The 22725-nt window shown below is 56.9% G+C and carries 25 protein-coding genes and 1 pseudogene; 14 read left to right on the forward strand and 12 right to left on the reverse strand.

The window, feature by feature from the left end:
* Positions 1-2: 2 nt before the first annotated feature.
* The 8 genes and pseudogenes from ACLI4M_RS05455 to speA all read right to left on the reverse strand — a co-directional run bounded on the left by ACLI4M_RS05455 (position 3) and on the right by speA (position 7224).
* Entirely contained in the window at positions 3-791 is a 789-nt protein-coding gene (locus tag ACLI4M_RS05455; RefSeq protein WP_133622810.1) for an IclR family transcriptional regulator domain-containing protein, read from the reverse strand.
* 15 nt (positions 792-806) lie between these two features.
* Positions 807-1556: an SDR family oxidoreductase gene (locus tag ACLI4M_RS05460; protein WP_099753467.1), complete on the reverse strand. Its 750-nt coding sequence runs from the start codon at positions 1554-1556 to the stop codon at positions 807-809.
* Complete coding sequence (locus ACLI4M_RS05465; RefSeq protein WP_133622809.1) at positions 1556-2581, reverse strand: Rieske 2Fe-2S domain-containing protein; 1026 nt, start codon at positions 2579-2581, stop codon at positions 1556-1558. Before ACLI4M_RS05465 ends, ACLI4M_RS05460 begins: the two co-directional genes overlap by 1 nt.
* 14 nt (positions 2582-2595) lie before the next feature.
* On the reverse strand, positions 2596-2904 hold the full coding sequence (locus tag ACLI4M_RS05470) for a recombinase-like helix-turn-helix domain-containing protein (protein WP_133622808.1): 309 nt from the start codon (positions 2902-2904) through the stop codon (positions 2596-2598).
* The gene (locus tag ACLI4M_RS05475; RefSeq protein ID WP_133622807.1) at positions 2901-3227 is read right to left on the reverse strand and encodes a non-heme iron oxygenase ferredoxin subunit; all 327 of its coding nucleotides are present in this window, start codon (positions 3225-3227) and stop codon (positions 2901-2903) included. The genes ACLI4M_RS05470 and ACLI4M_RS05475 overlap by 4 nt, the downstream gene beginning before the upstream one ends.
* Positions 3228-3716: 489 nt before the next feature.
* Positions 3717-4637, reverse strand: a complete 921-nt coding sequence (speB, locus tag ACLI4M_RS05480) for an agmatinase (protein ID WP_062818407.1) — start codon at positions 4635-4637, stop codon at positions 3717-3719.
* 103 nt (positions 4638-4740) lie between these two features.
* Positions 4741-5187: pseudogene (locus ACLI4M_RS05485) on the reverse strand (YidB family protein); the annotation flags it as partial.
* A gap of 60 nt (positions 5188-5247) precedes the next feature.
* Positions 5248-7224, reverse strand: a complete 1977-nt coding sequence (gene speA / locus ACLI4M_RS05490) for a biosynthetic arginine decarboxylase (RefSeq protein ID WP_048917241.1) — start codon at positions 7222-7224, stop codon at positions 5248-5250.
* A 640-nt stretch (positions 7225-7864) separates the two neighbouring features.
* Between speA and metK the strand changes: the two genes are divergently transcribed.
* From metK to ruvX, 8 genes are all read left to right on the forward strand, one after another.
* Positions 7865-9019 (forward strand): methionine adenosyltransferase, encoded by a 1155-nt coding sequence (metK, locus tag ACLI4M_RS05495; protein WP_133622804.1) that lies wholly within the window; start codon positions 7865-7867, stop codon positions 9017-9019.
* Positions 9020-9381: 362 nt separating this feature from the next.
* Positions 9382-10776 (forward strand): sugar porter family MFS transporter, encoded by a 1395-nt coding sequence (locus ACLI4M_RS05500; protein ID WP_133622803.1) that lies wholly within the window; start codon positions 9382-9384, stop codon positions 10774-10776.
* A 74-nt stretch (positions 10777-10850) separates the two neighbouring features.
* Positions 10851-11363 (forward strand): SprT family zinc-dependent metalloprotease, encoded by a 513-nt coding sequence (locus tag ACLI4M_RS05505; protein ID WP_133622802.1) that lies wholly within the window; start codon positions 10851-10853, stop codon positions 11361-11363.
* A gap of 121 nt (positions 11364-11484) precedes the next feature.
* On the forward strand, positions 11485-12198 hold the full coding sequence (endA, locus tag ACLI4M_RS05510; protein ID WP_133622801.1) for a deoxyribonuclease I: 714 nt from the start codon (positions 11485-11487) through the stop codon (positions 12196-12198).
* Positions 12199-12258: 60 nt separating this feature from the next.
* The gene (gene rsmE, locus ACLI4M_RS05515; protein ID WP_133622800.1) at positions 12259-12990 is read left to right on the forward strand and encodes a 16S rRNA (uracil(1498)-N(3))-methyltransferase; all 732 of its coding nucleotides are present in this window, start codon (positions 12259-12261) and stop codon (positions 12988-12990) included.
* A 37-nt stretch (positions 12991-13027) separates the two neighbouring features.
* A complete protein-coding gene (gene gshB / locus ACLI4M_RS05520) occupies positions 13028-13972 on the forward strand; it encodes a glutathione synthase (protein ID WP_048917246.1) in 945 nt (314 codons plus the stop codon).
* 90 nt (positions 13973-14062) lie between these two features.
* Positions 14063-14626: a YqgE/AlgH family protein gene (locus ACLI4M_RS05525; protein WP_048917247.1), complete on the forward strand. Its 564-nt coding sequence runs from the start codon at positions 14063-14065 to the stop codon at positions 14624-14626.
* Positions 14626-15048, forward strand: a complete 423-nt coding sequence (gene ruvX / locus ACLI4M_RS05530; protein WP_208864869.1) for a Holliday junction resolvase RuvX — start codon at positions 14626-14628, stop codon at positions 15046-15048. Before ACLI4M_RS05525 ends, ruvX begins: the two co-directional genes overlap by 1 nt.
* 79 nt (positions 15049-15127) lie before the next feature.
* Here the strand turns inward: ruvX and ACLI4M_RS05535 are convergent, their stop codons facing one another.
* Positions 15128-16126, reverse strand: a complete 999-nt coding sequence (locus ACLI4M_RS05535; RefSeq protein WP_133622798.1) for a type IV pilus twitching motility protein PilT — start codon at positions 16124-16126, stop codon at positions 15128-15130.
* Positions 16127-16141: 15 nt separating this feature from the next.
* On the opposite strand from ACLI4M_RS05535, the gene ACLI4M_RS05540 reads away from it, so the two are divergent.
* Genes ACLI4M_RS05540 through hemW form a run of 4 tightly spaced genes read left to right on the forward strand, consistent with a single transcriptional unit; the run spans position 16142 to position 19147 of the window.
* A complete protein-coding gene (locus tag ACLI4M_RS05540) occupies positions 16142-16855 on the forward strand; it encodes a YggS family pyridoxal phosphate-dependent enzyme (RefSeq protein ID WP_048917262.1) in 714 nt (237 codons plus the stop codon).
* An 8-nt stretch (positions 16856-16863) separates the two neighbouring features.
* Positions 16864-17403, forward strand: coding sequence for a YggT family protein (locus ACLI4M_RS05545; protein ID WP_048917250.1), 540 nt, complete (start codon positions 16864-16866; stop codon positions 17401-17403).
* 21 nt (positions 17404-17424) lie between these two features.
* A complete protein-coding gene (locus ACLI4M_RS05550; RefSeq protein ID WP_048917251.1) occupies positions 17425-18018 on the forward strand; it encodes an XTP/dITP diphosphatase in 594 nt (197 codons plus the stop codon).
* Positions 18011-19147 (forward strand): radical SAM family heme chaperone HemW, encoded by a 1137-nt coding sequence (gene hemW / locus ACLI4M_RS05555; RefSeq protein WP_133622797.1) that lies wholly within the window; start codon positions 18011-18013, stop codon positions 19145-19147. The genes ACLI4M_RS05550 and hemW overlap by 8 nt, the downstream gene beginning before the upstream one ends.
* A gap of 82 nt (positions 19148-19229) precedes the next feature.
* Here hemW and ACLI4M_RS05560 read toward each other — a convergent pair whose 3' ends face one another.
* From ACLI4M_RS05560 to trmB, 3 genes are all read right to left on the reverse strand, one after another.
* Positions 19230-19943 (reverse strand): DUF2884 domain-containing protein, encoded by a 714-nt coding sequence (locus ACLI4M_RS05560; RefSeq protein ID WP_048917253.1) that lies wholly within the window; start codon positions 19941-19943, stop codon positions 19230-19232.
* A 114-nt stretch (positions 19944-20057) separates the two neighbouring features.
* Complete coding sequence (locus ACLI4M_RS05565) at positions 20058-20384, reverse strand: YggL family protein (RefSeq protein WP_048917254.1); 327 nt, start codon at positions 20382-20384, stop codon at positions 20058-20060.
* Positions 20384-21103 carry a tRNA (guanosine(46)-N7)-methyltransferase TrmB gene (gene trmB, locus ACLI4M_RS05570; protein ID WP_133622796.1) on the reverse strand — a complete coding sequence of 240 codons (720 nt, stop codon included), beginning with the start codon at positions 21101-21103 and terminating at the stop codon, positions 20384-20386. The genes ACLI4M_RS05565 and trmB overlap by 1 nt, the downstream gene beginning before the upstream one ends.
* Before the next feature lie 240 nt (positions 21104-21343).
* Between trmB and mutY the strand changes: the two genes are divergently transcribed.
* Entirely contained in the window at positions 21344-22432 is a 1089-nt protein-coding gene (gene mutY, locus ACLI4M_RS05575; protein ID WP_208864907.1) for an A/G-specific adenine glycosylase, read from the forward strand.
* The gene (locus ACLI4M_RS05580) at positions 22432-22704 is read left to right on the forward strand and encodes an oxidative damage protection protein (RefSeq protein ID WP_133622794.1); all 273 of its coding nucleotides are present in this window, start codon (positions 22432-22434) and stop codon (positions 22702-22704) included. Before mutY ends, ACLI4M_RS05580 begins: the two co-directional genes overlap by 1 nt.
* The last annotated feature ends 21 nt before the right edge of the window (positions 22705-22725 follow it).

Here is a 22725-nt window from a genome sequence, read left to right on the forward strand (position 1 = left end):
GGTTAGCCAGCCTGGGCGTGATGCCCTAACAAGCCGGAGATTTTCAGCGCGGCATCGGCCACCAGCTGCTGCAAATGCCTGCGGTCAGCGGCCGGAATTTCATGCATTGGCACCATGATGCTGACCACTGCCGCCACCCGACTTCTGGGCCCGAAGATCGGGTAAACAATCGACGAAATCCCCGGACGAAAGAAGGATTCACCAATCACATAACCGCGCTGGTTGTCCTGCTGTACCATCTCCCACAGCGTTTCACGATCCTGGGATGGCACCTGGGCTGCGCCTTCAATCAGCGGCTCCGGATAGAGCTGTTCAAAATCGCTGCGGCTCAGATCGGTTAGCAGCACCCTGCCGAGGGAAGTGCAGTGAACCGGCAGCCGTGAACCGACGCTAACCTGATTAATCCGCGCACCTGCGGCGCTGACGCGGGCGATATAAATCAGATCGCGCCCATCGCGAATCGCCAGATGGCTGTTGCACAGGCTGCGGTCGCGCAGCTGCTCAATCACCGGCTGCCCCGCCTGCGCTACGTCCAGCGAGGCGATATATTCAAACCCCAGCCGCAGCACCATCATGCCAAGAGTAAAGGTGTTGTTACGCGGGTTACGCTGTAAAAAACCAAGGTGCTCCAGAGTCTGCACCACGCGGTAAGCGCTGGCTTTTGGCATGTCGACCAGCCGGTGTAGCTCGGCGAAGGTCATTTCGCGCTGCTGCGCGCCGAAGGCGAGTAGCAGCTGCAACCCGCGATCTAATCCCGGGATCAGGTAGCGGCAGCTTGATGCTTCAGACATAACGACTCCTGCACCTCAGTTAAAAACAAATCCACCGTTGACCGGCAGCAGCTGCCCGGTAACGAAATCAGACAGCGATGACAACAGCCAAATCACGCTACCGCTGACGTCCTGCGGATGCTGCGCTCCGGCGAGCGCGCGCCCCTGCTCATACAGCTGATGCCGCGCCGCCGGCACGTACTCTGTGGCGGCGACGCGCGTCAGCCCTGGGGCAATGGCGTTGACGCACAGCCCGCGCTCTCCCAGTTCCCGCGCCATGGAACGCGTCATCGCAATAATCGCGCCCTTACTGGCAACATATGCCAGCAGGTTCGGCGCGCCCCATAGGGCGGTATCCGACGCGACGTTAACGATTTTTCCACCGCGTTTCATCAGCGGCACCGCCGCTTTCGAAACCAGCCAGCTGCCACGCACATTGACCTGCATCACCCGGTCCCACAGCTCAATGTCGTACTCCAGCATGTTTTTGCCACCAACGCCGGTCGCCAGCGCGGCGTTATTGACCAGCCCATCAATGCCGCCCTCGCGGGCGACAAGCTGCATAACGTCGTTAATCGCCTGCGGGTCGGCAATATCCAGCGGCAGCGCTTCGACTCGCGCGCCCTGCTTGCGCAGCTGCTCAGCACTGGCTTCCAGCTCGGCTGCAAGAATATCGAGCATCACTACGCGTGCCCCCTGGCCTGCAATATCCTGAGCAAACTGCCAGCCCAGGCCACGCGCCGCACCGGTGATGACGATGCGTTTTCCTGCCAGCAGCCCGCCCATTACGAGGTCTCCTGGGCTGCTAACTCTGCCAGTCTTGCCAGCTGCTGCTTCGCCGCTTTCTGCATGTTGCGGCGCAGGCGTGACAGCCCGACATCATGCTGATAGAGATATTCATAGTTACGCGCAGCCGGGGCCATTGACTCAAGGATAATCCGGTCCTGTTCCAGCACGTCCCAGTGCAGCTTCTCCAGCCGGTTGCGGTAGAAGAAGCGCCACATATCACGCTGCCAGCCCTCAACCTGGCGAATGCGCCAGAAGAACACGCGGCAGCTCTCCTGGCTTTCCGGCACCGCCATGCCGATGATCCAGAACGGGCCGCCCGGTCCAAAACGTTTCTGATAGGGGATCGAGAGCCGCATCCACTGCACTCCGCTTTCACCAAACTCCACCCAGTCAAAATTCACCCCTTTCTGCCCATCCTTCTGGAACAGGAACCCGGTTTCAGTAGGCTGCAGTGACATATCCGCCTTACGGTCACCGTCCGCCATCGAGTGCGAAGAGGAGTGGAGGTAGGTGCCGTGCATCGGATCCATCACGTTTTCCAGCGCGTACTGATAATTGCAGTTCCATGCAGCGGTGCAGAGGAAATTGCTGTAAGACTTGCTGTCGGCCAGCTCCTGCGGGAACACCAGCTCCGTGGGTGGATCCTCTGCGGTCACGCCAAACCAGATAAAGATTGCGCCATGCGCTTCCTGCACCGGATAGGCGCGCACGCACGTCTGACCAACCAGTGGGCAGCGCTCGACCGCCGGTACATCTTTCACCGTACCGCTGCCCGCCACCTCCACACCGTGATACCAGCAGGCAATACGGTCGCCGAGGTTCCAGCCCATCGACAGGCGCGCACCGCGGTGCGGACAGCGATCTTCCAGCGCCTGCAGTTTGCCTTCTGCATCTCGCCATACCACCAGCTGCTGCCCCAGTCGCGTGATCCCCAGCGGCGCGGAGTGCACTTCCCAGCTCGCCAGCACCGGATACCACAGGCCGCGTAATCCTTGATCGAGATATTTCTGTACGTCAGTCATCTTCGCCTCCCCGTTCAGTAACCATTGACCTGAAGAAATTCGCGCAAGCTGGCATCGCTCCACGGCTTACCGCCGCGGTCGAAGATCCGCTGCTGATTAAGTGCCGCCACCAGCTGTTCCAGGGTATTTATCTCCTGGGAAAACAGCGTTTCCAGCGCGCTAATCAGGGTGATTTCAAAGGCATCAGGTTCACGACGACGCGTCTGCCAGATGATATTTTGATATTCACCCGGCTGATGGATGGCACCGTTCCCCCCCTCTTTCGGGGGAGTGAATTGCCAGCTCTGCGGCAAATGTGGATTAAATTCCGCTTGATTGCTCATGGTTGCTCATCCTCCGCAACGACAGTGATTTGTATTTGGTTATCGACTATCCGTAATGGATAGCGTTTCAGGTCGCGCTCCCCCGGCTCGCGCAGGCAGCGTCCCGTTCTGATATCAAAAACAGCCTCGTGCAGCGGGCACTCCACTTTGCCATCCTCAACAAACCCCTGGCTCAGCAGGGCGTAAGCATGTGGGCAGATATCCTCCAGCGCGTAATATTCACCCTCGACCAGATAAATTCCGATCTCCCGGCCATCAATATTGCCGGCGAAGGGAAAATCGGCCTGCACCTGCGAAATATCACAAATAGGGCTCCAGCTCATTATTTAACTCCAGCATCTGTTTCAGATATAAAACTTTGTTTCCTATCTAATACGGTCAATATAGAAGCGGAGGATTACGCGTCAATAGGCGATATTTGCTAAAAATTAAATGAGATGATTTTTATTTAAAACAAACGTGCAAGAGATCACGAAATAAAATAAATTCACCGCATTAAATCAAATCAGTAGCAAAAATCAGATCCAGACAACAGCAGCGAAAGATATTCTTTTAAAACAGCAGGAAAGCGACCTTCAGCGGGATAGCCAGTGCAAAAAATATTTTCCCTGGCTAATTATCACCGTTGAATAAGAATAATTGAAAGTTTCATCAGTAAAACAATTATGGCAACTTCCGGGAGGATTTTAAAAAAACACTACTAACGGCAGGGTCACGCTCTCTTCGGGGTAAATTAAGAGCAGGGTTAATTTGGGGGGCAGAGAGAGGGAGTATTTACCCCGCAGCGCATTTACCGCCGCGGGGCAGAATGATTAACCTTTGTTGGAAGCCTGCACGTGCAGCATATCCAGCGCCAGGCTGGCCGCCGCCAGCGCGGTAATATCAGACTGGTCGTAGCCCGGTGCGACTTCAACCAGATCCATCCCCACGATATTCATACCCTGCAAACCGCGGATCAGCTTGCTGGCCTTGTCACTGGTCAGGCCGCCGATCACCGGAGTACCGGTGCCCGGTGCATGTGCCGGGTCGAGGCAGTCGATATCAAACGTCAGGTAGATTGGCAGGTCGCCCACAATCTGCTTCACCTGCGCCAGAATATCGTCGACGCTGCGATCGTTGATCTGCGCGGCATCCAGTACGTTAAAGCCCAGTGACTTATCAAACTCGGTACGAATACCGATCTGCACGGAATGCTCCGGTGAGATCAGCCCTTCTTTCGGTGCCGTATAGAACATGGTGCCGTGGTCAAAGGTCGGGCCGTTAGAGTAGGTATCGGTGTGCGCATCAAAGTGCACCAGCGCCATCTTACCGAAAGTTTTGGCATGGGCGCGCAGCAGCGGCAGCGAGATGTAATGGTCGCCGCCAAAGGTCAGCATACGCTTGCCGTTCGCTAGCAGCTTCTCAGCGTGCGCCTGCAGCTTGTCGCTCAGATCCTGTGAATCACCGAAGGCATAGACCAGATCGCCGCAGTCAATCACGTTCAGGCGCTGACGCAGGTCAAACTCCCACGGCCAGCGGCAGCCTTCCCAGGCGAGGTTGGTCGAGATCTGGCGGATAGCGCCGGGGCCGAGGCGGCTGCCCGGGCGGCCGGAGGTTGCGGCATCAAACGGTACGCCGGTAATCACCCACTCGGCATCGCTGTCGTAGGGCTGGAAGTTAACCGGGAAACGCATAAAACCAAAGGCGTTAGACACCAGCGAGTTATCGTACTGATTACCCAGGGTGTTATACATAGCTGTTCCTCTCTGACTGACCAAAAAAAAGATGAAAAAAAATCCCCACCGCGTCGTTAAGCCCGACGAGGAAGGGATTGATTAAGCACTATTTTAACCTGGTTTAACGTTTAAAAATATCGTTAACAAAGTTACCTAAATCGGCAGAACCGGACTTCACTTCCGGCTTCACTTCGCCACCCGGCGAAATACCGTCGACAAAGTTCGGCAGGAACTGGCTGAGCAGATCGGTGGCCCCCTGTCGATCGGTGCCCAGCTTATCGGCCAGCGACTGGATCTCGCCACCGCCAAACGCCGACTGAATTTCACCGCTGCCAATCGCTGCATTCTGGCCGTTGCCAATCCAGGAGTTCAGAATGGCACCAAGACCGCCCTGCTGAAACTTATTAAACAGCACTTCAATGCCGCCCTGCTCCTGAATCCATTCCCAGATGGCCTGAAACTGTCCCGCGTTAAGCCCGCCGGCCGCGTTACCGCCGCCGCCGCCCAACGCACTTTTTAGTAAACCGTCAAGCAAACCCATATTCGACTCCTTCACTCTCGGCACTGAGTGCCTGGCTGGAGGCTTCTTATTTGCTGCGCGCCTGTAATAGCGCGCAGCGCCGGAAGATTATTCGTCTTCCAGATAAGTGTAGCCGTATAAACCGGCTTCGAACTCTTCCAGGAACTGCGCACGCAGCTCCTCATCCAGATCGCTCTGTTTGATCTGATTACGGAAGTGGGTCAGCAGCTCGGCCGGGTTCAGCTGCACATACTCCAGCATGTCCGCCACGGTATCCCCTTCATCGGACAGCTGAACTTCCACGCTGCCGTCAGGGAAGGCAAACACGTCGACCGCTTCGGTGTCGCCGAACAGGTTGTGCATGTTGCCGAGGATCTCCTGATACGCCCCGACCATAAAGAAGCCCAGCATCGGCGGGTTATCAATATCGTACTGCGGCATCGGCATGGTGGTGGCAATACCGTCGCCGTCAACATAGTGGTCGATGGTGCCGTCCGAGTCACAGGTGATGTCCAGCAGCACCGCACGGCGCTCCGGCACCTGATTCAGCCCTTCCAGCGGCATCACCGGGAACAGCTGGTCAATACCCCATGCATCCGGCATCGACTGGAACAGTGAGAAGTTGACGTAAATCTTATCCGCCATGCGCTCCTGCAGTTCGTCAATAATCGGACGGTGCGCGCGGTTGCTCGGGTCCAGATGCTGCTGAATGTAGTGGCAAATGCTGAGATAGAGCTGCTCCGCCCAGGCGCGCTGGGTCAGATCGTAAGTCCCCTGCGAATAACCGGTATGGATGTCAAACAGGTCCATCTGGCTGTCGTGCAGCCATTCGCGCAGCGAGCGGCGGTTATTCGGCTCGTGCATCTCCTGCCAGGTATCCCACATGCTGACAATCGGGCGCGGGGAATCTGCCTGCGGCGGCTGCGGCTCGCTGAACTCGTTGCGTTCCACACCAATGATGTTGGAAACCAGTACGGTGTGGTGCGCTGTCACGGCGCGGCCCGATTCAGTAATCACCGTTGGATGCGGCAGGCCGTGCTCTTCACAGGCATCGCCAATCGCCCAGATAACATTGTTGGCATATTCGTTCAGGCCGTAGTTGACCGAGCAGTCGCTCTGCGAGCGGGTGCCTTCATAGTCAACGCCCAGACCGCCGCCCACGTCGAAGCACTGGATATTGACGCCGAGCTTCGCCAGCTCAACGTAGAAACGCGCCGACTCGCGCACGCCGGTGGCGATATCGCGGATGTTGGCCATCTGCGAACCGAGGTGGAAGTGCAGCAGCTGCAGGCTCTCCATACGGCCCGCTTCGCGCATGATCTCTACCAGCTTCAGTACCTGAGTGGCAGAGAGGCCAAACTTGGATTTCTCCCCGCCGCTCGACTGCCATTTGCCGGAACCCTGCGATGCCAGGCGCGCGCGGATACCAAGGCGCGGCACCACATTCAGGCGCTCCGCCTCTTCGAGGACCAGTTTCACCTCGGTCATTTTTTCCAGCACCAGATAGACCTTGTGGCCCATCTTTTCGCCGATCAGCGCGAGGCGGATATATTCACGGTCTTTATAGCCGTTACAGACGATCACCGAACGCGTCATGCCCGCATGGGCCAGCACGGCCATCAGCTCGGCTTTGGAACCGGCTTCCAGGCCCAGCGGCTCGCCGGAGTTGATTAGCGACTCGATAACGCGCTTATGCTGGTTAACCTTAATCGGGTAAACCAGGAAGTAGTCACCGCGATAGCCGTAAGACTCGCGCGCGCGTTTAAACGCGGCGTTAATCGAACGCAGGCGGTGCTGCAGAATTTGGGGGAAGCAGAACAGGGCGGGCAAACGCTGGCCTTCGGCTTCGCGCTCTTTCACCAGCTTCGCGAGATCGACGCGCGCTTCCGGCACATCCGGATCCGGGCAGACGCTGATATGGCCCAGCTCGTTGACGTCGTAGTAGTTATTGCCCCACCAGGCAATATTGTAAGTGCGCAGCATGCGGCTGGCATCTTGATCGCTCATTGCTACCTCCTGCATCGAGCGGAGTACACCCTGTTCGCCAGCTGACGAACCCTTAATATTCTTCATGTCGTCAGACATCGCGAACCTCAAGTTGTAATGAAGCAAAACAGCCAGCAGCTACAGGAGCATCCTGTAGCAAGAAATCATCGACCGTCGCCCGGTTCAGCCCGACAGGCTGAGAGCGAAGAGTCGGCTTATGCAGTATAACATTGTAAAACAAGTCGCGGACTCCGTATCACCAGCCAGAGAGCCAACAGGGACAATACTCAGGATAATCCGAGAATATCGTGGTGTTGTGACAGTTTAACCCGTGTGTGGAAAAGCAAGAACTGAGGCTGAAAGTCAGTAAAAACACGGTGACTGACAGTCTGGTGCGGCGCAAGTCAAAACCGCAACGGCAGGCGCGGCGTTTTATACAGCTAACCCTGGGGAATTGCAAAATCTTACTGTGCTAAATGCGACCCCTGTCAGGATTAATTGCCACTCTTTACGCTAACTGAAAAATCCTTTAAGCAAAAAAAACTGGCAATCCGCTTAGCGTGTAACCTAAAATAGCCGTCCAGATGTTAATCCGTCTATACTGGTTAACTTCTAAGCGTCTTGTATTACTGCTCATGGCTTTGCCTGTGGGGGCGCTAATTCTGAGTGACCGGCTGGTTTCCAGTCTTTGCGCTATGCAGTCGATCTTCCACCCGTTCAAGTCAAGGTAAAGAATAAAATGGCTAAACACCTTTTTACATCCGAGTCCGTATCAGAAGGACATCCTGATAAAATCGCCGACCAGATTTCTGATGCCGTGCTCGATGCCATCCTCGAGCAGGATCCGAAAGCCCGCGTTGCGTGCGAGACCTATGTGAAAACCGGCATGGTGCTGGTCGGCGGTGAAATCACCACCAGCGCATGGGTTGATATCGAAGAGATCACGCGTCAGACCGTGCGTGATATTGGCTATGTTCATTCTGATATGGGCTTTGATGCCAACTCCTGCGCCGTACTGAGCGCCATTGGCAAGCAGTCACCTGATATTAACCAGGGCGTTGACCGTACCGATCCGCTGGAACAGGGTGCAGGCGACCAGGGCCTGATGTTTGGCTATGCCACCAACGAAACCGACGTGCTGATGCCAGCTCCCGTGACCTACGCTCACCGTCTGGTGCAGCGCCAGGCAGAAGTGCGTAAAAGCGGCACGCTGCCGTGGCTGCGCCCGGATGCAAAAAGCCAGATCACCTTCCAGTACGATGACGGCAAGATCGTGGGCATTGACGCGGTAGTGCTGTCGACTCAGCACGCGGAAGATATCTCGCAGAAAGATCTGCAGGAAGCGGTGATGGAAGAGATCATCAAGCCGATTCTGCCTGCTGAGTGGGTCAACGCCAGCACCAAATATCATATCAACCCGACTGGCCGTTTCGTTATCGGTGGCCCAATGGGTGACTGCGGTCTGACCGGTCGTAAGATTATCGTTGATACCTACGGCGGCATGGCTCGTCACGGCGGCGGTGCATTCTCCGGTAAGGATCCATCAAAAGTGGACCGTTCGGCGGCCTATGCTGCGCGCTACGTAGCGAAAAACATCGTTGCTGCCGGTCTGGCCGATCGCTGTGAAATTCAGGTTTCCTACGCTATCGGCGTGGCAGAACCCACCTCAATCATGGTGGAAACCTTCGGCACCGAGAAAATCTCCACCGAAACCCTGACCCTGCTGGTGCGCGAGTTCTTCGACCTGCGCCCTTACGGTCTGATCCAGATGCTGGACCTGCTGCATCCGATCTATCGCGAAACTGCCGCTTACGGTCACTTTGGTCGCGAACATTTCCCTTGGGAAAAAACCGACAAAGCAGCCCAGCTGCGTGAAGCTGCCGGCCTGAAATAACCTTTTCGGCTAACAGTTTCAAAGGGGTACCTTCGGGTGCCCTTTTTTTATTGGCGAGATGATAGCGGTTACATTTATAAATATCTTACTTTTCTGATAATTAAGATTTTCCTCTCTTAACATTTCGACATAAAATGCGCTATTTTCAGCACTGTCTGATGTTGATTGGGCTGCGAAATAATACACACTATAAATTGCTATGACTTACAGGTTACAAAGCGCAGCGGCAGGGAAAAAAGGCATTTTCAGATACTTCTGGTGTGTAAGCGATTACACCAGTGTGATCTGAAGCACAGTCTGATGCGCCTGGGTTTTCTAACATCTATAACAACAACAAGCGGTACTACCTAAACGGAGGCGTTATGCCTGATAATAAAAAACGCAGCAGAACATCGAACAAGGCCATGACCCTGTTCGTCTGTTTTCTTGCAGCCCTGGCCGGTCTGCTTTTCGGCCTGGATATTGGCGTTATCGCCGGTGCATTACCTTTCATCGCGAAAGACTTCAACGTCACGGCGCATCAGCAGGAGTGGATTGTCAGCTCAATGATGTTTGGTGCCGCCATCGGTGCCGTCGGCAGCGGCTGGATGTCTTCCTATCTTGGTCGTAAAAAGAGCCTGATTATCGGCGCGGTGCTGTTCGTTATCGGCTCCCTGTGGTCCGCATTTTCGCCAAACCCGGAAATGCTGATTGTTGCCCGCGTCCTGCTGGGCCTGGCGGTCGGTGTCGCTTCCTATACCGCCCCGCTGTACCTGTCTGAAATCGCCCCGGAGAAAATTCGCGGCAGTATGATTTCGCTGTACCAGCTGATGATCACCATCGGTATTCTCGGTGCGTATCTTTCCGATACCGCCTTTAGCTTCACCGGCGAATGGCGCTGGATGCTGGGCGTGATTACCATCCCTGCCCTGCTGCTGCTGGTTGGCGTCTTCTTCCTGCCTAACAGCCCACGCTGGCTGGCGGCGAAAGGTGACTTCCGTAGCGCCCAGCGCGTGCTGGACCGCCTGCGTGATACCAGCGAGCAGGCCAAACGTGAGCTGGATGAGATCCGTGAAAGCCTGAAGATCAAGCAGTCCGGCTGGTCGCTGTTCAAAGACAACAGTAACTTCCGCCGTGCGGTTTATCTGGGCGTGCTGCTGCAGGTGATGCAGCAGTTCACCGGGATGAACGTTATCATGTACTACGCGCCGAAAATCTTTGAGATTGCCGGTTTCACTAATACCACCCAGCAGATGTGGGGTACGGTGATTGTCGGTCTGGTGAACGTGCTGGCCACCTTTATTGCTATCGGCCTGGTTGACCGCTGGGGCCGTAAGCCGACGCTGATCCTCGGCTTTATGGTGATGGCGCTGGGGATGGGTATTCTGGGTACCATGCTGCATGTGGGTATTCACTCCGACACCGCACAGTACTTCGCGGTTGCCATGCTGCTGATGTTTATCGTTGGCTTTGCCATGAGTGCCGGTCCGCTGATCTGGGTACTCTGTTCTGAAATCCAGCCGCTGAAAGGGCGCGATTTCGGCATCACCGTTTCCACCGCCACTAACTGGATCGCTAACATGATCGTTGGCGCCACCTTCCTGACCATGCTGAACAACCTCGGCAACGCCAATACCTTCTGGGTGTATGCCGCGCTGAACCTGTTCTTCATCGTGCTGACGCTGTGGCTGATCCCGGAAACGAAAAACGTTTCGCTGGAGCACATCGAACGCAATCTGTTGGGCGGTAAAAAACTGCGCGATATCGGTCAGCGATAACTGACCTGTACTCTGGCCGGGGCAACCCGGCCAGCTTATTGCTTATCCCCTCATCCCACCGTATCCTTGCCCTGATGAAACCTCAGAGACTCCCCATCGCCCTGCAACAGGCGGTTATGCGCCAGCTGCGTGAAAAATTGCAGCAGGCTAACCTGCGCCTGGAACGTAGCTACCCGGAACCGGCGCTGGTCTATCAGCAGCGCGGCACCGCGGCGGGCACGGCATGGCTGCAAAGCTGGGAAATCCGCCTCAACCCGGTACTGCTGCTGGAGAATCAGCAGGCGTTTATCGATGAGGTGGTGCCGCACGAGCTGGCACACCTGCTGGTATGGAAGCATTTTGGTCGCGTCGCCCCGCACGGCAAAGAGTGGAAGTGGATGATGGAGAGCGTACTCGGCGTCCCTGCACGCCGCACCCATCAGTTTGAAATCAGCTCGGTGCGCAGCCGTGCTTACCCCTATCGCTGCCGCTGTCAGCAGCACCAGCTCACCGTACGCCGTCATAATCGGGTGATGCGTGGCGAGAGCGAATATCGCTGCCTGAAGTGCGGGGATATTTTAACAGCGGGTGATTTCCAGGATTCTTAAAAAAACCCATTTCGTTTAATAATCAGTCGATATCGGGCTGATATCTCAGCCAATTATTCGTAATTACGGGTACTTCTGTTACTCTCCACGCCTCTTTCATGGATTACAGATTTACTGGAATATGTCTCGCAAAATTTGGGCCGTTTTGGCTGTTACCCTGCTGCTTCCCTCCTTCTTTACCCAGGCACTCAGCCTGGATAACTATCACCAGAATAGCTTCAGCCAGGCTAAAGCCTATGCGGCGCAGATCAATGCCGCCGCCCCTGGTAGCTTTTACTGCGGCTGTAAAATTACCTGGCACGGCAAAAAAGGCGTGCCGGACCTCGCGTCCTGCAGTTACCAGGTACGTAAAGACGCTAATCGCGCCGGGCGCATCGAGTGGGAGCACGTGGTTCCGGCCTGGAGCTTTGGCCATCAGCGCCAGTGCTGGCAGAACGGCGGGCGTAAAAACTGTGCCAAAGACAGCGGTTATCGCCGTATCGAAACTGACCTGCACAACCTGCAACCATCGATTGGTGAGGTGAACGGCGACCGCGGCAACTTTATGTACGGCCAGTGGAACGGTGGGGAGCAGCAGTACGGTCAGTGTGCGATGAAGGTCGACTTCAAAAATAAGCTGGCCGAGCCACCCGCCAGGGCACGCGGCGCCATTGCCCGCACCTGGTTTTACATGCGCGATCGCTACCAGCTGAGTATGTCGAAGCAGCAAACGCAGCTGATGACCGCCTGGAATAAACTCTATCCTGTCAGCCGGTGGGAGTGTGAGCGCGATGAGCGCATAGCCAGCGTACAGGGCAACCACAATCCGTATGTACAGCGAGCTTGCCAGCGGTAAAATCACTGACCTACACTAAGCCGCATTCACAGCGATTTGATAACTTTCAACAGGATTTCCATGCGTATACCCCGCATTTATCACCCCGAAACTTTAGACGTGGGCAGTGAAATCGCCCTGAATGACGATGCGGCAAACCATATCGGGCGCGTACTGCGCATGGCGCCGGGCCAGCACCTGGAATTGTTCGATGGCACAAATCTGACTTTTTCCGCCGAGATTATTCAGGCCGATAAAAAAAATGTGCGCGTCAAAATCACCGCAAGCCGCGCCGATAGCCGCGAGTCACCGCTGCACCTGCACCTGGGGCAGGTCATGTCACGCGGTGAAAAGATGGAGTTCACCATCCAGAAAGCGGTAGAACTCGGAGTAAATGTCATTACCCCCTTGTTTTCTGAACGCTGTGGCGTAAAGCTGGATGCCGATCGACTGGCGAAAAAAATCCAGCAGTGGCAGAAAATCGCCATTGCCGCGTGCGAACAGTGCGGACGCAACAGCGTGCCGGAGGTTCGACCCGCGATGGCACTTGACGCCTGGTGTGCCGAGCAGGATAGCGGGTTAAAATTAAATCTTCATCCGCGGGCAGAGCACAGTATTAATACCTTACCGCTGCCGGCTGAGCGTGTTCGCCTGTTGATTGGCCCGGAAGGCGGGCTGTCAGCGGATGAAATCAACATGACAGCGCAGCACGGCTTTACCGATATCCTGCTCGGGCCGCGCGTATTGCGTACCGAAACCACCGCCCTGACGGCCATTACCGCCCTGCAGGTGCGCTTTGGTGATTTGGGTTAAACACAGCTAACTAATTTAGAGCGTAGTGGAGAAAAGAATGATCAAGCTTGGCATCGTGATGGACCCGATTACTTCCATCAACATAAAAAAAGACACCAGCTTCGCCATGCTGCTTGAAGCTCAGCGCCGTGGTTATGAAATTCACTACATGGAGATGAACGATCTCTATCTGCGTGGCGGTGAAGGCCGTGCGCGTACCCGTTTGCTGAGCGTTGAGCAGAACGTTGATAAGTGGTTTGAATTTGGCAGCGAACAGGACATCCCCCTGTCCGATCTCAATGTGGTGCTGATGCGTAAGGATCCGCCGTTTGATACCGAATTCATCTATGCCACCTACATCCTTGAGCGTGCAGAAGAGAAAGGCACGCTGATCGTCAATAAGCCGCAGAGCCTGCGCGACTGTAACGAGAAGCTGTTCACCGCATGGTTTGCCGAGCTGACGCCGGATACGCTGGTAACCCGCAACGCCAGCCAGATCCGTGAATTCTGGCAGCAGCACGGCGACATCATCCTGAAGCCGCTGGACGGCATGGGTGGGGCCTCCATTTTCCGCGTGAAGAAAGAAGACCCTAACCTGTCGGTGATTATCGAAACGCTGACCCAACACGGCAGCTTCTACTGCATGGCGCAGAACTTCATTCCCGGCATCAAAGACGGTGACAAGCGCGTGCTGGTCGTGGATGGCGAGCCGGTGCCTTACTGCCTGGCGCGCATTCCAAAATCGGGCGAAACCCGTGGCAACCTGGCCGCAGGTGGTCGTGGCGAAGCGCGTCCGCTGACCGAAAGCGACTGGGAGATTGCCCGCCGTGTTGGTCCAACCCTGAAAGCAAAAGGACTGATCTTTGTCGGTCTGGATATTATTGGCGACAAGCTGACGGAAATTAATGTGACCAGTCCAACCTGCGTTCGCGAGATCGAAGCCGCATTCCCGATTTCTATCACGGGTATGCTGATGGATGCGATCGAAAAACGCCTGGCCTGATTGTTGCGGCGGGGCCGGATTGCCCCGCTGCTCACCCTTAACGCCCGGGCTTTAGAGCCCGGGCGTTAACCAGACTACAGAACATTAAGTATGAATTTACAGCATCACTTTTTGATTGCCATGCCTACGCTGCAGGACCCGCTGTTCAAACGTTCAGTGGTCTATATCTGTGAACATAATAGTGATGGAGCGATGGGGATAATCGTCAACAAACCGATGGAAAACCTGACGGTTGACGGCATCCTGCAAAAATTGAAAATCTCCCCGGCACCGCGTGATAGCGAAGCGAAGCTGGATAAGCCGGTGTTTGCCGGCGGTCCGCTGGCGGAAGATCGCGGATTTATTCTGCATTCGGCGCAGAAAACCTTTTCCTCCAGCATTCGGGTATCGGATAACACCGTGATCACCACTTCGCGTGACGTACTGGAAACGCTGGGCACGCCCGAGCAGCCCGAGCACGTGCTGGTGGCGCTGGGCTACTGCGCCTGGGAGAAAGACCAGCTGGAAACCGAGCTGCTGGAGAATGCGTGGCTCACCACCCCGGCCAACAGCAATATCCTGTTCCACACGCGTATTGCCGAGCGCTGGCGTGAAGCGGCGAAAAGTATTGGCGTGGATATCCACAATATCGCCAGTGATGCAGGGCACGCCTGATGAGCCCTCAGACTCTGCTCTCTTTCGACTTCGGCACCAAAAGCATTGGCGTGGCCATTGGCCAGCAGCTGACCGGTACCGCCCGCCCGCTGGCTGCACTTAAGGCCAACGATGGCGTTCCCGACTGGAACAAAATTGAAGCGCTGCTGAAAGAGTGGCAGCCGGACCGCGTGGTGGTGGGGTTACCGCTCAATATGGATGGAACCGAGCAACCTCTCACCGCGCGGGCGCGTAAGTTCGCTAACCGCCTGCACGGCCGCTTTGGCGTACAGGTTGATCTGCACGACGAGCGCCTCAGCACCGTCGAGGCCCGCGCCGAACTGTTTGAACGCGGCGGCTTTCGCGCCCTGAGCAAGGGCAGCGTCGACTCGCTCTCTGCGGTGATTATCCTGGAGAGCTGGTTCGAGAATAATTACGAGTAGCCAGAGTAGATAGTGCATATCCCCGGCACGGTGCGACCGGAACAAATGGTCGCACCCTACAATTCCGGTCGCCCCGCAATCAACCTGCGGCCAATAACCCCCTTCTCTGCCGCTCCGCCATGCTCTGCTCGAAGGTCTGCATCCCCAACTGACTGCCGGTCTGCAACAGCGCGGGCAGCTGGTGTGTTTTTCCTTCGCGGATCAGGTTCGCTACTGCCGGGCTGTTGACCAACACCTCGAACAGCGCTACCCGCCCCTGCTGCGCCGCCACTAAACGCTGAGCGATCACCGCTTGTAAACTGCCTGCCAGCTGGCTGCGCACCAGATTCTTTTCGCTGCCCGGAAACACATCCACCAGCCGCTCCACCGCCTGAGCGGCGCCGCGGGTGTGCAGCGTCGCCAGCACCAGGTGCCCGGTCTCCGCGGCGGTCAGCGCCAGCTGGATTGTCTCGGCATCGCGCAGCTCGCCCAGCAGGATCACATCAGGGTCCTCACGCAGCGCCGCGCGCAGCCCATCACCAAAGCGGGTAAAATGCTGCCCCATTTCACGCTGCTGGATCAGCGACTGCGCGCTGCTGTGCAGAAACTCGATCGGGTCCTCCAGCGTCAGGATATGGCGCCGCTGCTGCTGATTCATCGCCGCAATCAGCGCCGCCAGCGTGGTCGACTTGCCGCTGCCCGTCGCGCCGACGACCAGCACCAGCCCCTCCTGCAGCTGTAGCAGCGTCTGGCTGATGGCGGGCAGGTGCAGCGCTTCCAGCGGCGGACAGTGGCTGGCAATCAGGCGCAGCGCCAGCGACAGGCCGCAGCGCTGGCGAAACAGGTTGGCGCGCAGCCGCACGCCATCCGGCAGGGTCAGGGCAAAATCCACCTGCCCGCTGCGCGCCAGCTCCTGATGCTGGGCCGTGCTCAGCCAGCGCAGCGCGAAGCTCTCCAGCCACTCATCGCGCATCACCCCTTCCCCCTCAATGCGCTCCAGGCGACCATTACAGCGCCAGAAGGGATAATGACCACTGCAAAGGTGCAGATCGCCTGCATTATGCTTTACACTAAGGGCCACAATTTCTTCAATATCCATATTTTCTCCCTGACTATGACTTCGATTGAGCACAACTTACAGCAAGTCCAGCTGCGGATCTCAGCGGCGGCAGCACAGTGCGGGCGCGATCCGAAAGAGATTACGCTGCTTGCAGTGAGCAAAACCAAACCCGCGAGCGCGATCGAAGAAGCAGTGGCTGCCGGGCAGCGCTGCTTCGGCGAAAACTACGTGCAGGAAGGCGTGGATAAAATCCAGCTGCTGGCGAATCCCGCACTCACCTGGCACTTTATCGGTCCCCTGCAATCCAACAAGAGTCGGCTGGTGGCGGAGCACTTTGACTGGTGCCATACCGTTGACCGTCTGCGCATTGCCAGCCGCCTTAACGACCAGCGCCCGGCAGGGTTAGACGCACTGAATGTTCTGATTCAGGTAAATATCAGTGACGAACAGAGTAAATCAGGCATTATGCTGGCTGACCTGCCTGCGCTTGCTCAGCAGATAGCGGAAATGCCGCGCCTGAAACTGCGCGGGCTGATGGCAATCCCGGCGCCGGAAAGCGACTACGCACGCCAGCTGGCGGTGTGTCAGCAGATGGCGCAGGCGTTCACGCAGCTGCAACAGGATTACCCCGGCGTCGACACGCTGTCGCTGGGAATGAGTGACGATATGGCTGCTGCTATAGCGGCGGGCAGTACCATGGTGCGTATTGGCACTGCAATTTTCGGCGCGCGCGACTACGGTCAGGCCGCTGCTAATCACAACAACTGAGGAACCTCATGCTAGCGTTGATCTTTCTGGTAACAACCGTGATGGCGATTTATATCAAAGTGTTGTTACTGCGCATCTGGATGCAGTGGGCGCGCTGCGACTTCTACAACCCGTTCTCACAGTTTGTGGTGAAAATCACTCAGCCGGTGGTAAAACCGCTGCGACGCATTATCCCCTCTATCGGGCCGCTGGATAGCGCTTCCCTGCTGATTGCGTATATCGTCAGCGTACTGCTGGGGCCGGTGCTACTGCGTCTGTTCGTGCCGGATCCGATCTTCCTCTACCTCGGACTGGTGATCCTGGTGAAAGCCGCCGGCGTGCTGGTGTTCTGGGTGATCATCGTGCGCTCACTGATGAGCTGGATAAGCCAGGGGCGCAACCCGGTTGACTATGTGCTGATCCAGTTGACCGAACCGTTAATGGCCCCGGTACGCCGCATTATTCCGGCGATGGGCGGCATCGATTTCTCAGCGATGGCGGTGATCCTGATCCTCTACATGCTGAATTTCTTAGGATTAGAGTACATCCCAGGCTGGGCCCAGTTTTAATTAATATCTCTTGGATTGAATATGCAAAAAGTCGTACTCGCCACCGGCAACCCCGGTAAAGTTCGTGAACTGGCTGACCTGCTGGCCGCGTTTGGCCTTGATATCGTGGCGCAGACGGAACTGGGCGTGGAGTCAGCCGAAGAGACCGGCCTGACCTTTATTGAGAATGCCATTCTGAAAGCGCGCCACGCGGCAGCCGTCACCGGCCTGCCGGCGATTGCCGATGACTCCGGTCTGGCGGTCGATGCGCTCGGCGGCGCACCGGGAATCTACTCGGCGCGCTACGCGGGCCTTGACGCCAGCGACCAGCAGAATCTTGACAAGCTGCTGGTCACGCTGGATCCCGTGCCGGATGGCCAGCGTCAGGCGCAGTTCCACTGCGTGCTGGTCTATCTGCGCCACGCTGAAGACCCAACCCCGCTGGTATTCCACGGCAGCTGGGAAGGTGAAATCACCCGCGCTGAAGCAGGCCAGGGAGGATTTGGCTATGACCCGATCTTCTATGTGCCGGAATTAGGGAAAACGGCGGCAGAGCTGACAAAGGACGAAAAGCGTGCGGTTTCTCATCGCGGTAAAGCGTTGAGCCTGCTGCTGGACGCCATGAAAAATGGTTAAGCTGCCCCCGTTAAGCCTGTACATCCACATTCCGTGGTGCGTACAGAAATGCCCGTACTGCGATTTCAATTCCCACGCATTAAAAGGCGAAGTGCCGCACGAGGAGTACGTGCAGCACCTGCTGAACGATCTGGATATCGACCTGCCGCTGACCGGGGGGCGCGAGGTCAGCACCCTCTTTATTGGTGGCGGCACCCCGAGCCTGTTAAGCAGCGAAGCGATGCAGATGCTGCTGGACGGCGTGCGGGCGCGCCTGCCGCTATCGCCAACGGCTGAAATCACCATGGAAGCCAACCCCGGCGCCGTGGAAGCCGACCGCTTCAGCGGCTATCAGCGCGCGGGCATTAACCGCATCTCGATTGGCGTGCAGAGCTTCAGCGCCGCCAAGCTGGAGCGGCTGGGGCGCATTCATGGCCCCGAAGAGGCCCGGCGTGCCGCAAAGCTGGCGGAAGACCTCGGCCTGCGCAGCTTTAACCTCGACCTGATGCACGGCCTGCCCGATCAGTCGCTGGCCGAAGCGCTGGACGATTTACGCCAGGCAATTGCCCTCAACCCACCGCACCTGTCGTGGTATCAGCTGACCATTGAACCGAACACGCTGTTCGCCTCACGGCCGCCGCGCCTGCCGGATGAAGACGATCTGTGGGATATTTTCGAGCAGGGGCATCAGCTGCTGAGCGCCGCCGGCTATCATCAGTATGAGACTTCGGCCTACGCCAAACCGGGCTATCGCTGCGAGCACAACCTAAACTACTGGCGCTTTGGCGATTACCTCGGCATCGGCTGCGGCGCGCACGGCAAGCTTACCCAGCCAGATGGCACGATTATTCGCACCACCAAAACCAAGCATCCGCGCGGTTTTATGGCCGGAAAATATCTTGATAAGCGCCATGAAGTGGCGGACAGCGAGAAGCCATTCGAGTTCTTTATGAACCGTTTCCGCCTGCTGGAAGCCGCGCCGCGTGCCGAATACAGCCTTTACACCGGTCTTGCGGAAAGCACCATCCGCGCGCAGATCGACGAGGCACTGGCGAAGGGTTACCTGACGGAAACCGCGGAATACTGGCAGATTACGGAGAAGGGGAAGCTGTTCCTGAATTCGCTGCTGGAGCTGTTTTTAACGGAATAAAAAAGGCCGACCGGAAAAAAGGGTCGCCCCCGACAGCAGTAGGGGCTGACCTTCTTTTTCGGTCAGCCCGCATAAACCACGATTACTTCAATCCGGCAATCAGCGCCTTGCGTTGCCCTTCCAGCGCGGTCACGCGATTACACACCTCATGACCAAAGTTCTGGAAATCCTGCTCCTGATTGCTCCACTCGGCCTGAATTGCCTGCTGTAAGCCACCAAGGTTGCCCATAATCGCCTGCAGCGGATTATCGCCGCTGGTCTGCTTGCTGCCCATCTCGTTCAGGCTGTCCTGCACCACGCCACCCAGCGCGTTCTGCACCAGCTGTTCACCGTCCTGACGTACCTGATTGACCGCCTGATGGTGGAAGGTCAAGCCGTCGCTGCGGTGCTCAATAATGCGGTTCATCTGCTGCTTGAGCTGGCCGTCCAGCGTCGTCAGGCGCTGACGCACCTTGCTGTTTTCACCCAGCTTCTGCACCACCACCCGGTCCAGCGCCACGCGGCCTTTCTCCAGGCGCTGCTGGGCACCACTATCAATCCACGGCAGATCGCGGCGCAGCGCGCCTTGGTAATCAATGGCTTTCTGGCGCGTGGCGGCGTCAACATCGACCACTTTGCCGTTGCGCTGCACATCGCCTACCGGAGAGATTGCCAGTTTACCGCTGGCACCCACCACCTCAACCTGGTTTGGGCTGATGATGATGTCGTCCTGAGGATTCACGCTGCACTGATAATCTGCCTGTGCCTGACCGGCGGCCAGCAGCAGTAATGCCCCGCTGAAAAGCGCTTTGCGCATAAATTTCGCTCCTTGATTGAGAAAGGGCCGATCGGAAAAAAGATCGGCCCCTACAATGGGTGATGTGCTTTCTTTCGTAAGGGCTGACCCTCTTTTTCGGTCAGCCCTGACAAGTTAGTCCCACCAGACGTCGAAAAGTTCGGTCACTTTAACATCGTTTAACTTACGCGCTTCCAGCCAGTTCTTCACCAGTTCGCGGTGCTCATCGGTGCATTTACCGATTTTCTGCAGGCAGATCAGACCTTCCCACTGCAGGTAGCCGCTGCCGTCAAACGCCAGGCCGTTAGGGTCGATCACTTCATTGATCAGGGCATCAACCGTACTGTCGATGGTCTCTTCGCTACTGCCTTCCGGGAAAGTGAAGCCCACGGAAAAACCTAACTCCTGAAACTCATCAATGTGCATTTTCTTACGAAGACGACGACTGCGTTGTGTAGCCATTATTTAACCCTCTCAAACATCAGATCCCAAACACCGTGGCCAAGACGCTGGCCGCGCTGCTCAAATTTAGTTAACGGTCGTGATTCCGGGCGTGGCACCCAGTTAGCCGTTTCCGACTGGTTTTTGTAACCGTCGATGCTGCTCATCACTTCGAGCATATGTTCGGCATAGGCTTCCCAGTCGGTAGCCATATGGAACACGCCGCCCAGCTTCAGCTTGCGCATCACCAGTTCGGCAAACGGCACCTGTACGATGCGGCGCTTATTGTGGCGCGCTTTATGCCACGGATCGGGGAAGAACAGCTGCACCATACGCAGCGAATTATCCGGGATCATGGTGTTCAGCACTTCCACCGCGTCATGGCACATTACGCGCAGGTTATCGACGCCCGCTTCCTGCGCGGTAGCCAGGCAAGCCCCTACGCCAGGCGAGTGCACTTCAATGCCGAGGAAGTTCTGCTGCGGATTGCTGGCCGCCATTGACACCAGCGAAGCGCCCATACCAAAACCAATCTCTAACACCACCGGCGCATCACGGCCAAACAGCGTGGTTAAATCGACCGGTTCCGGCTGATACTCAACGCCCATCACCGGCCACAGCTGATCCAGCGCCTGCTGCTGGCCTTTAGTCAGACGGCCCTGGCGGCGCACAAAGCTGCGGATCCGGCGCATAGCGCGGCCGTTTTCGTCAAATTCCGGTGAGATAACATCGTTTTTCATGATTCTGCCTGCGGCTGTGCACTTTGGAAAGCGGGCATTATGCCTTCAGGAAGGCAAAACATAAAGACCGCGCTGCTTGTCAGCTTACCCGGCTAGCAGTATAGACGCCGCAGGCATCGCTGGCTGCCTCCGGCCAGCAATGCGATAACAAATTACCGTGATTATCCGGTTTACACTCCTTACTGTCTGTGCTGGAATCCCTGCCTGATTTTTAGCAACGACAGGGCGGCGGTTCCGATGATGCAGGCAGCACAATTTTCTCAGCAGGTCCTGGCGTGGTATCAGCGCTTCGGGCGGAAAACCCTGCCGTGGCAGCTGGAAAAAACGCCGTACAAAGTCTGGCTGTCCGAGGTGATGCTGCAACAGACGCAGGTCACCACCGTCATCCCCTATTTTGAACGCTTTATGTCACGTTTCCCGACCGTCACCGACCTCGCCGCCGCGCCGCTGGATGAAGTACTGCATCTGTGGACCGGCCTCGGCTATTACGCCCGCGCGCGCAACCTGCATAAAGCGGCGCAAAGGGTGGCCGAGAAGCATGGCGGTCTCTTCCCGCAAACCTTCGCAGAGGTCGCTGACCTGCCCGGCGTCGGGCGCTCCACCGCCGGGGCTATCCTCTCTCTGGCGCTCGGTAAGCACTTCCCTATTCTTGACGGCAACGTGAAGCGCGTGCTGGCGCGCTGCTATGCGGTGGACGGCTGGCCGGGGAAGAAAGAGGTGGAGAAACGCCTGTGGCAGATCAGCGAAGAGGTCACTCCTGCCGAAGGGGTCAGCCAGTTCAATCAGGCGATGATGGATCTGGGCGCAATGGTTTGCACACGCTCCAAACCCAAGTGCGAGATCTGCCCGCTGAACCTCGGCTGCATTGCCTATGCGAACAGCAGCTGGGCACAGTATCCTGGCAAAAAGCCGAAGCAGACTATCCCACAGCGCACCGGCTGGCTGCTGCTGATGCAGCAGGGGCAGGATGTCTGGCTGGAGCAGCGCCCGCCGGTGGGGCTGTGGGGCGGCCTGTTCTGCTTCCCGCAGTACAGCACTGAAGAGGAGCTGCGCCATGCGTTACGTAACAATGGAGTGGATGACCAGCGGCTGCAGCAGATGACTGCCTTTCGCCACACCTTCAGCCATTTCCATCTGGATATTGTGCCTATGTGGCTGGATCTGCCTTCGGCCCGTGTGGCAATGGATGCCGGGCCGGGTCTCTGGTATAACTTAGCGCAGCCGCCCGCCGTAGGGCTGGCCGCGCCGGTGGAACGTCTGCTACAGCAGCTGCGTCAGCCGCAGCAAATGGCGCTGAGCGCTCGCGCGACAGAAGAAGAGGAAGAGTAATGAGCAGAACTATTTTTTGCACGTTCCTGCAACGTGACGCCGAAGGGCAGGACTTTCAGCTGTACCCGGGCGATGTGGGCAAGCGCATCTACAACGAGATTTCTAAAGAAGCCTGGTTAAAGTGGATGGCTAAACAGACTATGCTGATCAACGAAAGGAAACTCAGCATGATGAACCCAGATGACCGTAAGCTGCTGGAGCAGGAGATGATTAAGTTCCTGTTTGAAGGCCACGACGTCCATATCGAAGGTTATACCCCGCCAGAAGAATAAGCGTTGGGCCTCACAGATGAG

It is taken from the genome of Erwinia sp. LJJL01, assembly GCF_047300805.2.
Classification (GTDB): Bacteria; Pseudomonadota; Gammaproteobacteria; order Enterobacterales; family Enterobacteriaceae; genus Erwinia; species Erwinia aphidicola.

Bases quoted from the DNA above. Each gene is read 5' to 3' on its own strand.
- ACLI4M_RS05455 (WP_133622810.1), bottom strand. From the start codon at position 791: ATGTCTGAAGCATCAAGCTGCCGCTACCTGATCCCGGGATTAGATCGC.
- ACLI4M_RS05460 (WP_099753467.1), bottom strand. From the start codon at position 1,556: ATGGGCGGGCTGCTGGCAGGAAAACGCATCGTCATCACCGGTGCGGCG.
- ACLI4M_RS05465 (WP_133622809.1), bottom strand. From the start codon at position 2,581: ATGACTGACGTACAGAAATATCTCGATCAAGGATTACGCGGCCTGTGG.
- ACLI4M_RS05470 (WP_133622808.1), bottom strand. From the start codon at position 2,904: ATGAGCAATCAAGCGGAATTTAATCCACATTTGCCGCAGAGCTGGCAA.
- ACLI4M_RS05475 (WP_133622807.1), bottom strand. From the start codon at position 3,227: ATGAGCTGGAGCCCTATTTGTGATATTTCGCAGGTGCAGGCCGATTTT.
- speB (WP_062818407.1), bottom strand. From the start codon at position 4,637: ATGTATAACACCCTGGGTAATCAGTACGATAACTCGCTGGTGTCTAAC.
- speA (WP_048917241.1), bottom strand. From the start codon at position 7,224: ATGTCTGACGACATGAAGAATATTAAGGGTTCGTCAGCTGGCGAACAG.
- metK (WP_133622804.1), top strand. From the start codon at position 7,865: ATGGCTAAACACCTTTTTACATCCGAGTCCGTATCAGAAGGACATCCT.
- ACLI4M_RS05500 (WP_133622803.1), top strand. From the start codon at position 9,382: ATGCCTGATAATAAAAAACGCAGCAGAACATCGAACAAGGCCATGACC.
- ACLI4M_RS05505 (WP_133622802.1), top strand. From the start codon at position 10,851: ATGAAACCTCAGAGACTCCCCATCGCCCTGCAACAGGCGGTTATGCGC.
- endA (WP_133622801.1), top strand. From the start codon at position 11,485: ATGTCTCGCAAAATTTGGGCCGTTTTGGCTGTTACCCTGCTGCTTCCC.
- rsmE (WP_133622800.1), top strand. From the start codon at position 12,259: ATGCGTATACCCCGCATTTATCACCCCGAAACTTTAGACGTGGGCAGT.
- gshB (WP_048917246.1), top strand. From the start codon at position 13,028: ATGATCAAGCTTGGCATCGTGATGGACCCGATTACTTCCATCAACATA.
- ACLI4M_RS05525 (WP_048917247.1), top strand. From the start codon at position 14,063: ATGAATTTACAGCATCACTTTTTGATTGCCATGCCTACGCTGCAGGAC.
- ruvX (WP_208864869.1), top strand. From the start codon at position 14,626: ATGAGCCCTCAGACTCTGCTCTCTTTCGACTTCGGCACCAAAAGCATT.
- ACLI4M_RS05535 (WP_133622798.1), bottom strand. From the start codon at position 16,126: ATGGATATTGAAGAAATTGTGGCCCTTAGTGTAAAGCATAATGCAGGC.
- ACLI4M_RS05540 (WP_048917262.1), top strand. From the start codon at position 16,142: ATGACTTCGATTGAGCACAACTTACAGCAAGTCCAGCTGCGGATCTCA.
- ACLI4M_RS05545 (WP_048917250.1), top strand. From the start codon at position 16,864: ATGCTAGCGTTGATCTTTCTGGTAACAACCGTGATGGCGATTTATATC.
- ACLI4M_RS05550 (WP_048917251.1), top strand. From the start codon at position 17,425: ATGCAAAAAGTCGTACTCGCCACCGGCAACCCCGGTAAAGTTCGTGAA.
- hemW (WP_133622797.1), top strand. From the start codon at position 18,011: ATGGTTAAGCTGCCCCCGTTAAGCCTGTACATCCACATTCCGTGGTGC.
- ACLI4M_RS05560 (WP_048917253.1), bottom strand. From the start codon at position 19,943: ATGCGCAAAGCGCTTTTCAGCGGGGCATTACTGCTGCTGGCCGCCGGT.
- ACLI4M_RS05565 (WP_048917254.1), bottom strand. From the start codon at position 20,384: ATGGCTACACAACGCAGTCGTCGTCTTCGTAAGAAAATGCACATTGAT.
- trmB (WP_133622796.1), bottom strand. From the start codon at position 21,103: ATGAAAAACGATGTTATCTCACCGGAATTTGACGAAAACGGCCGCGCT.
- mutY (WP_208864907.1), top strand. From the start codon at position 21,344: ATGCAGGCAGCACAATTTTCTCAGCAGGTCCTGGCGTGGTATCAGCGC.
- ACLI4M_RS05580 (WP_133622794.1), top strand. From the start codon at position 22,432: ATGAGCAGAACTATTTTTTGCACGTTCCTGCAACGTGACGCCGAAGGG.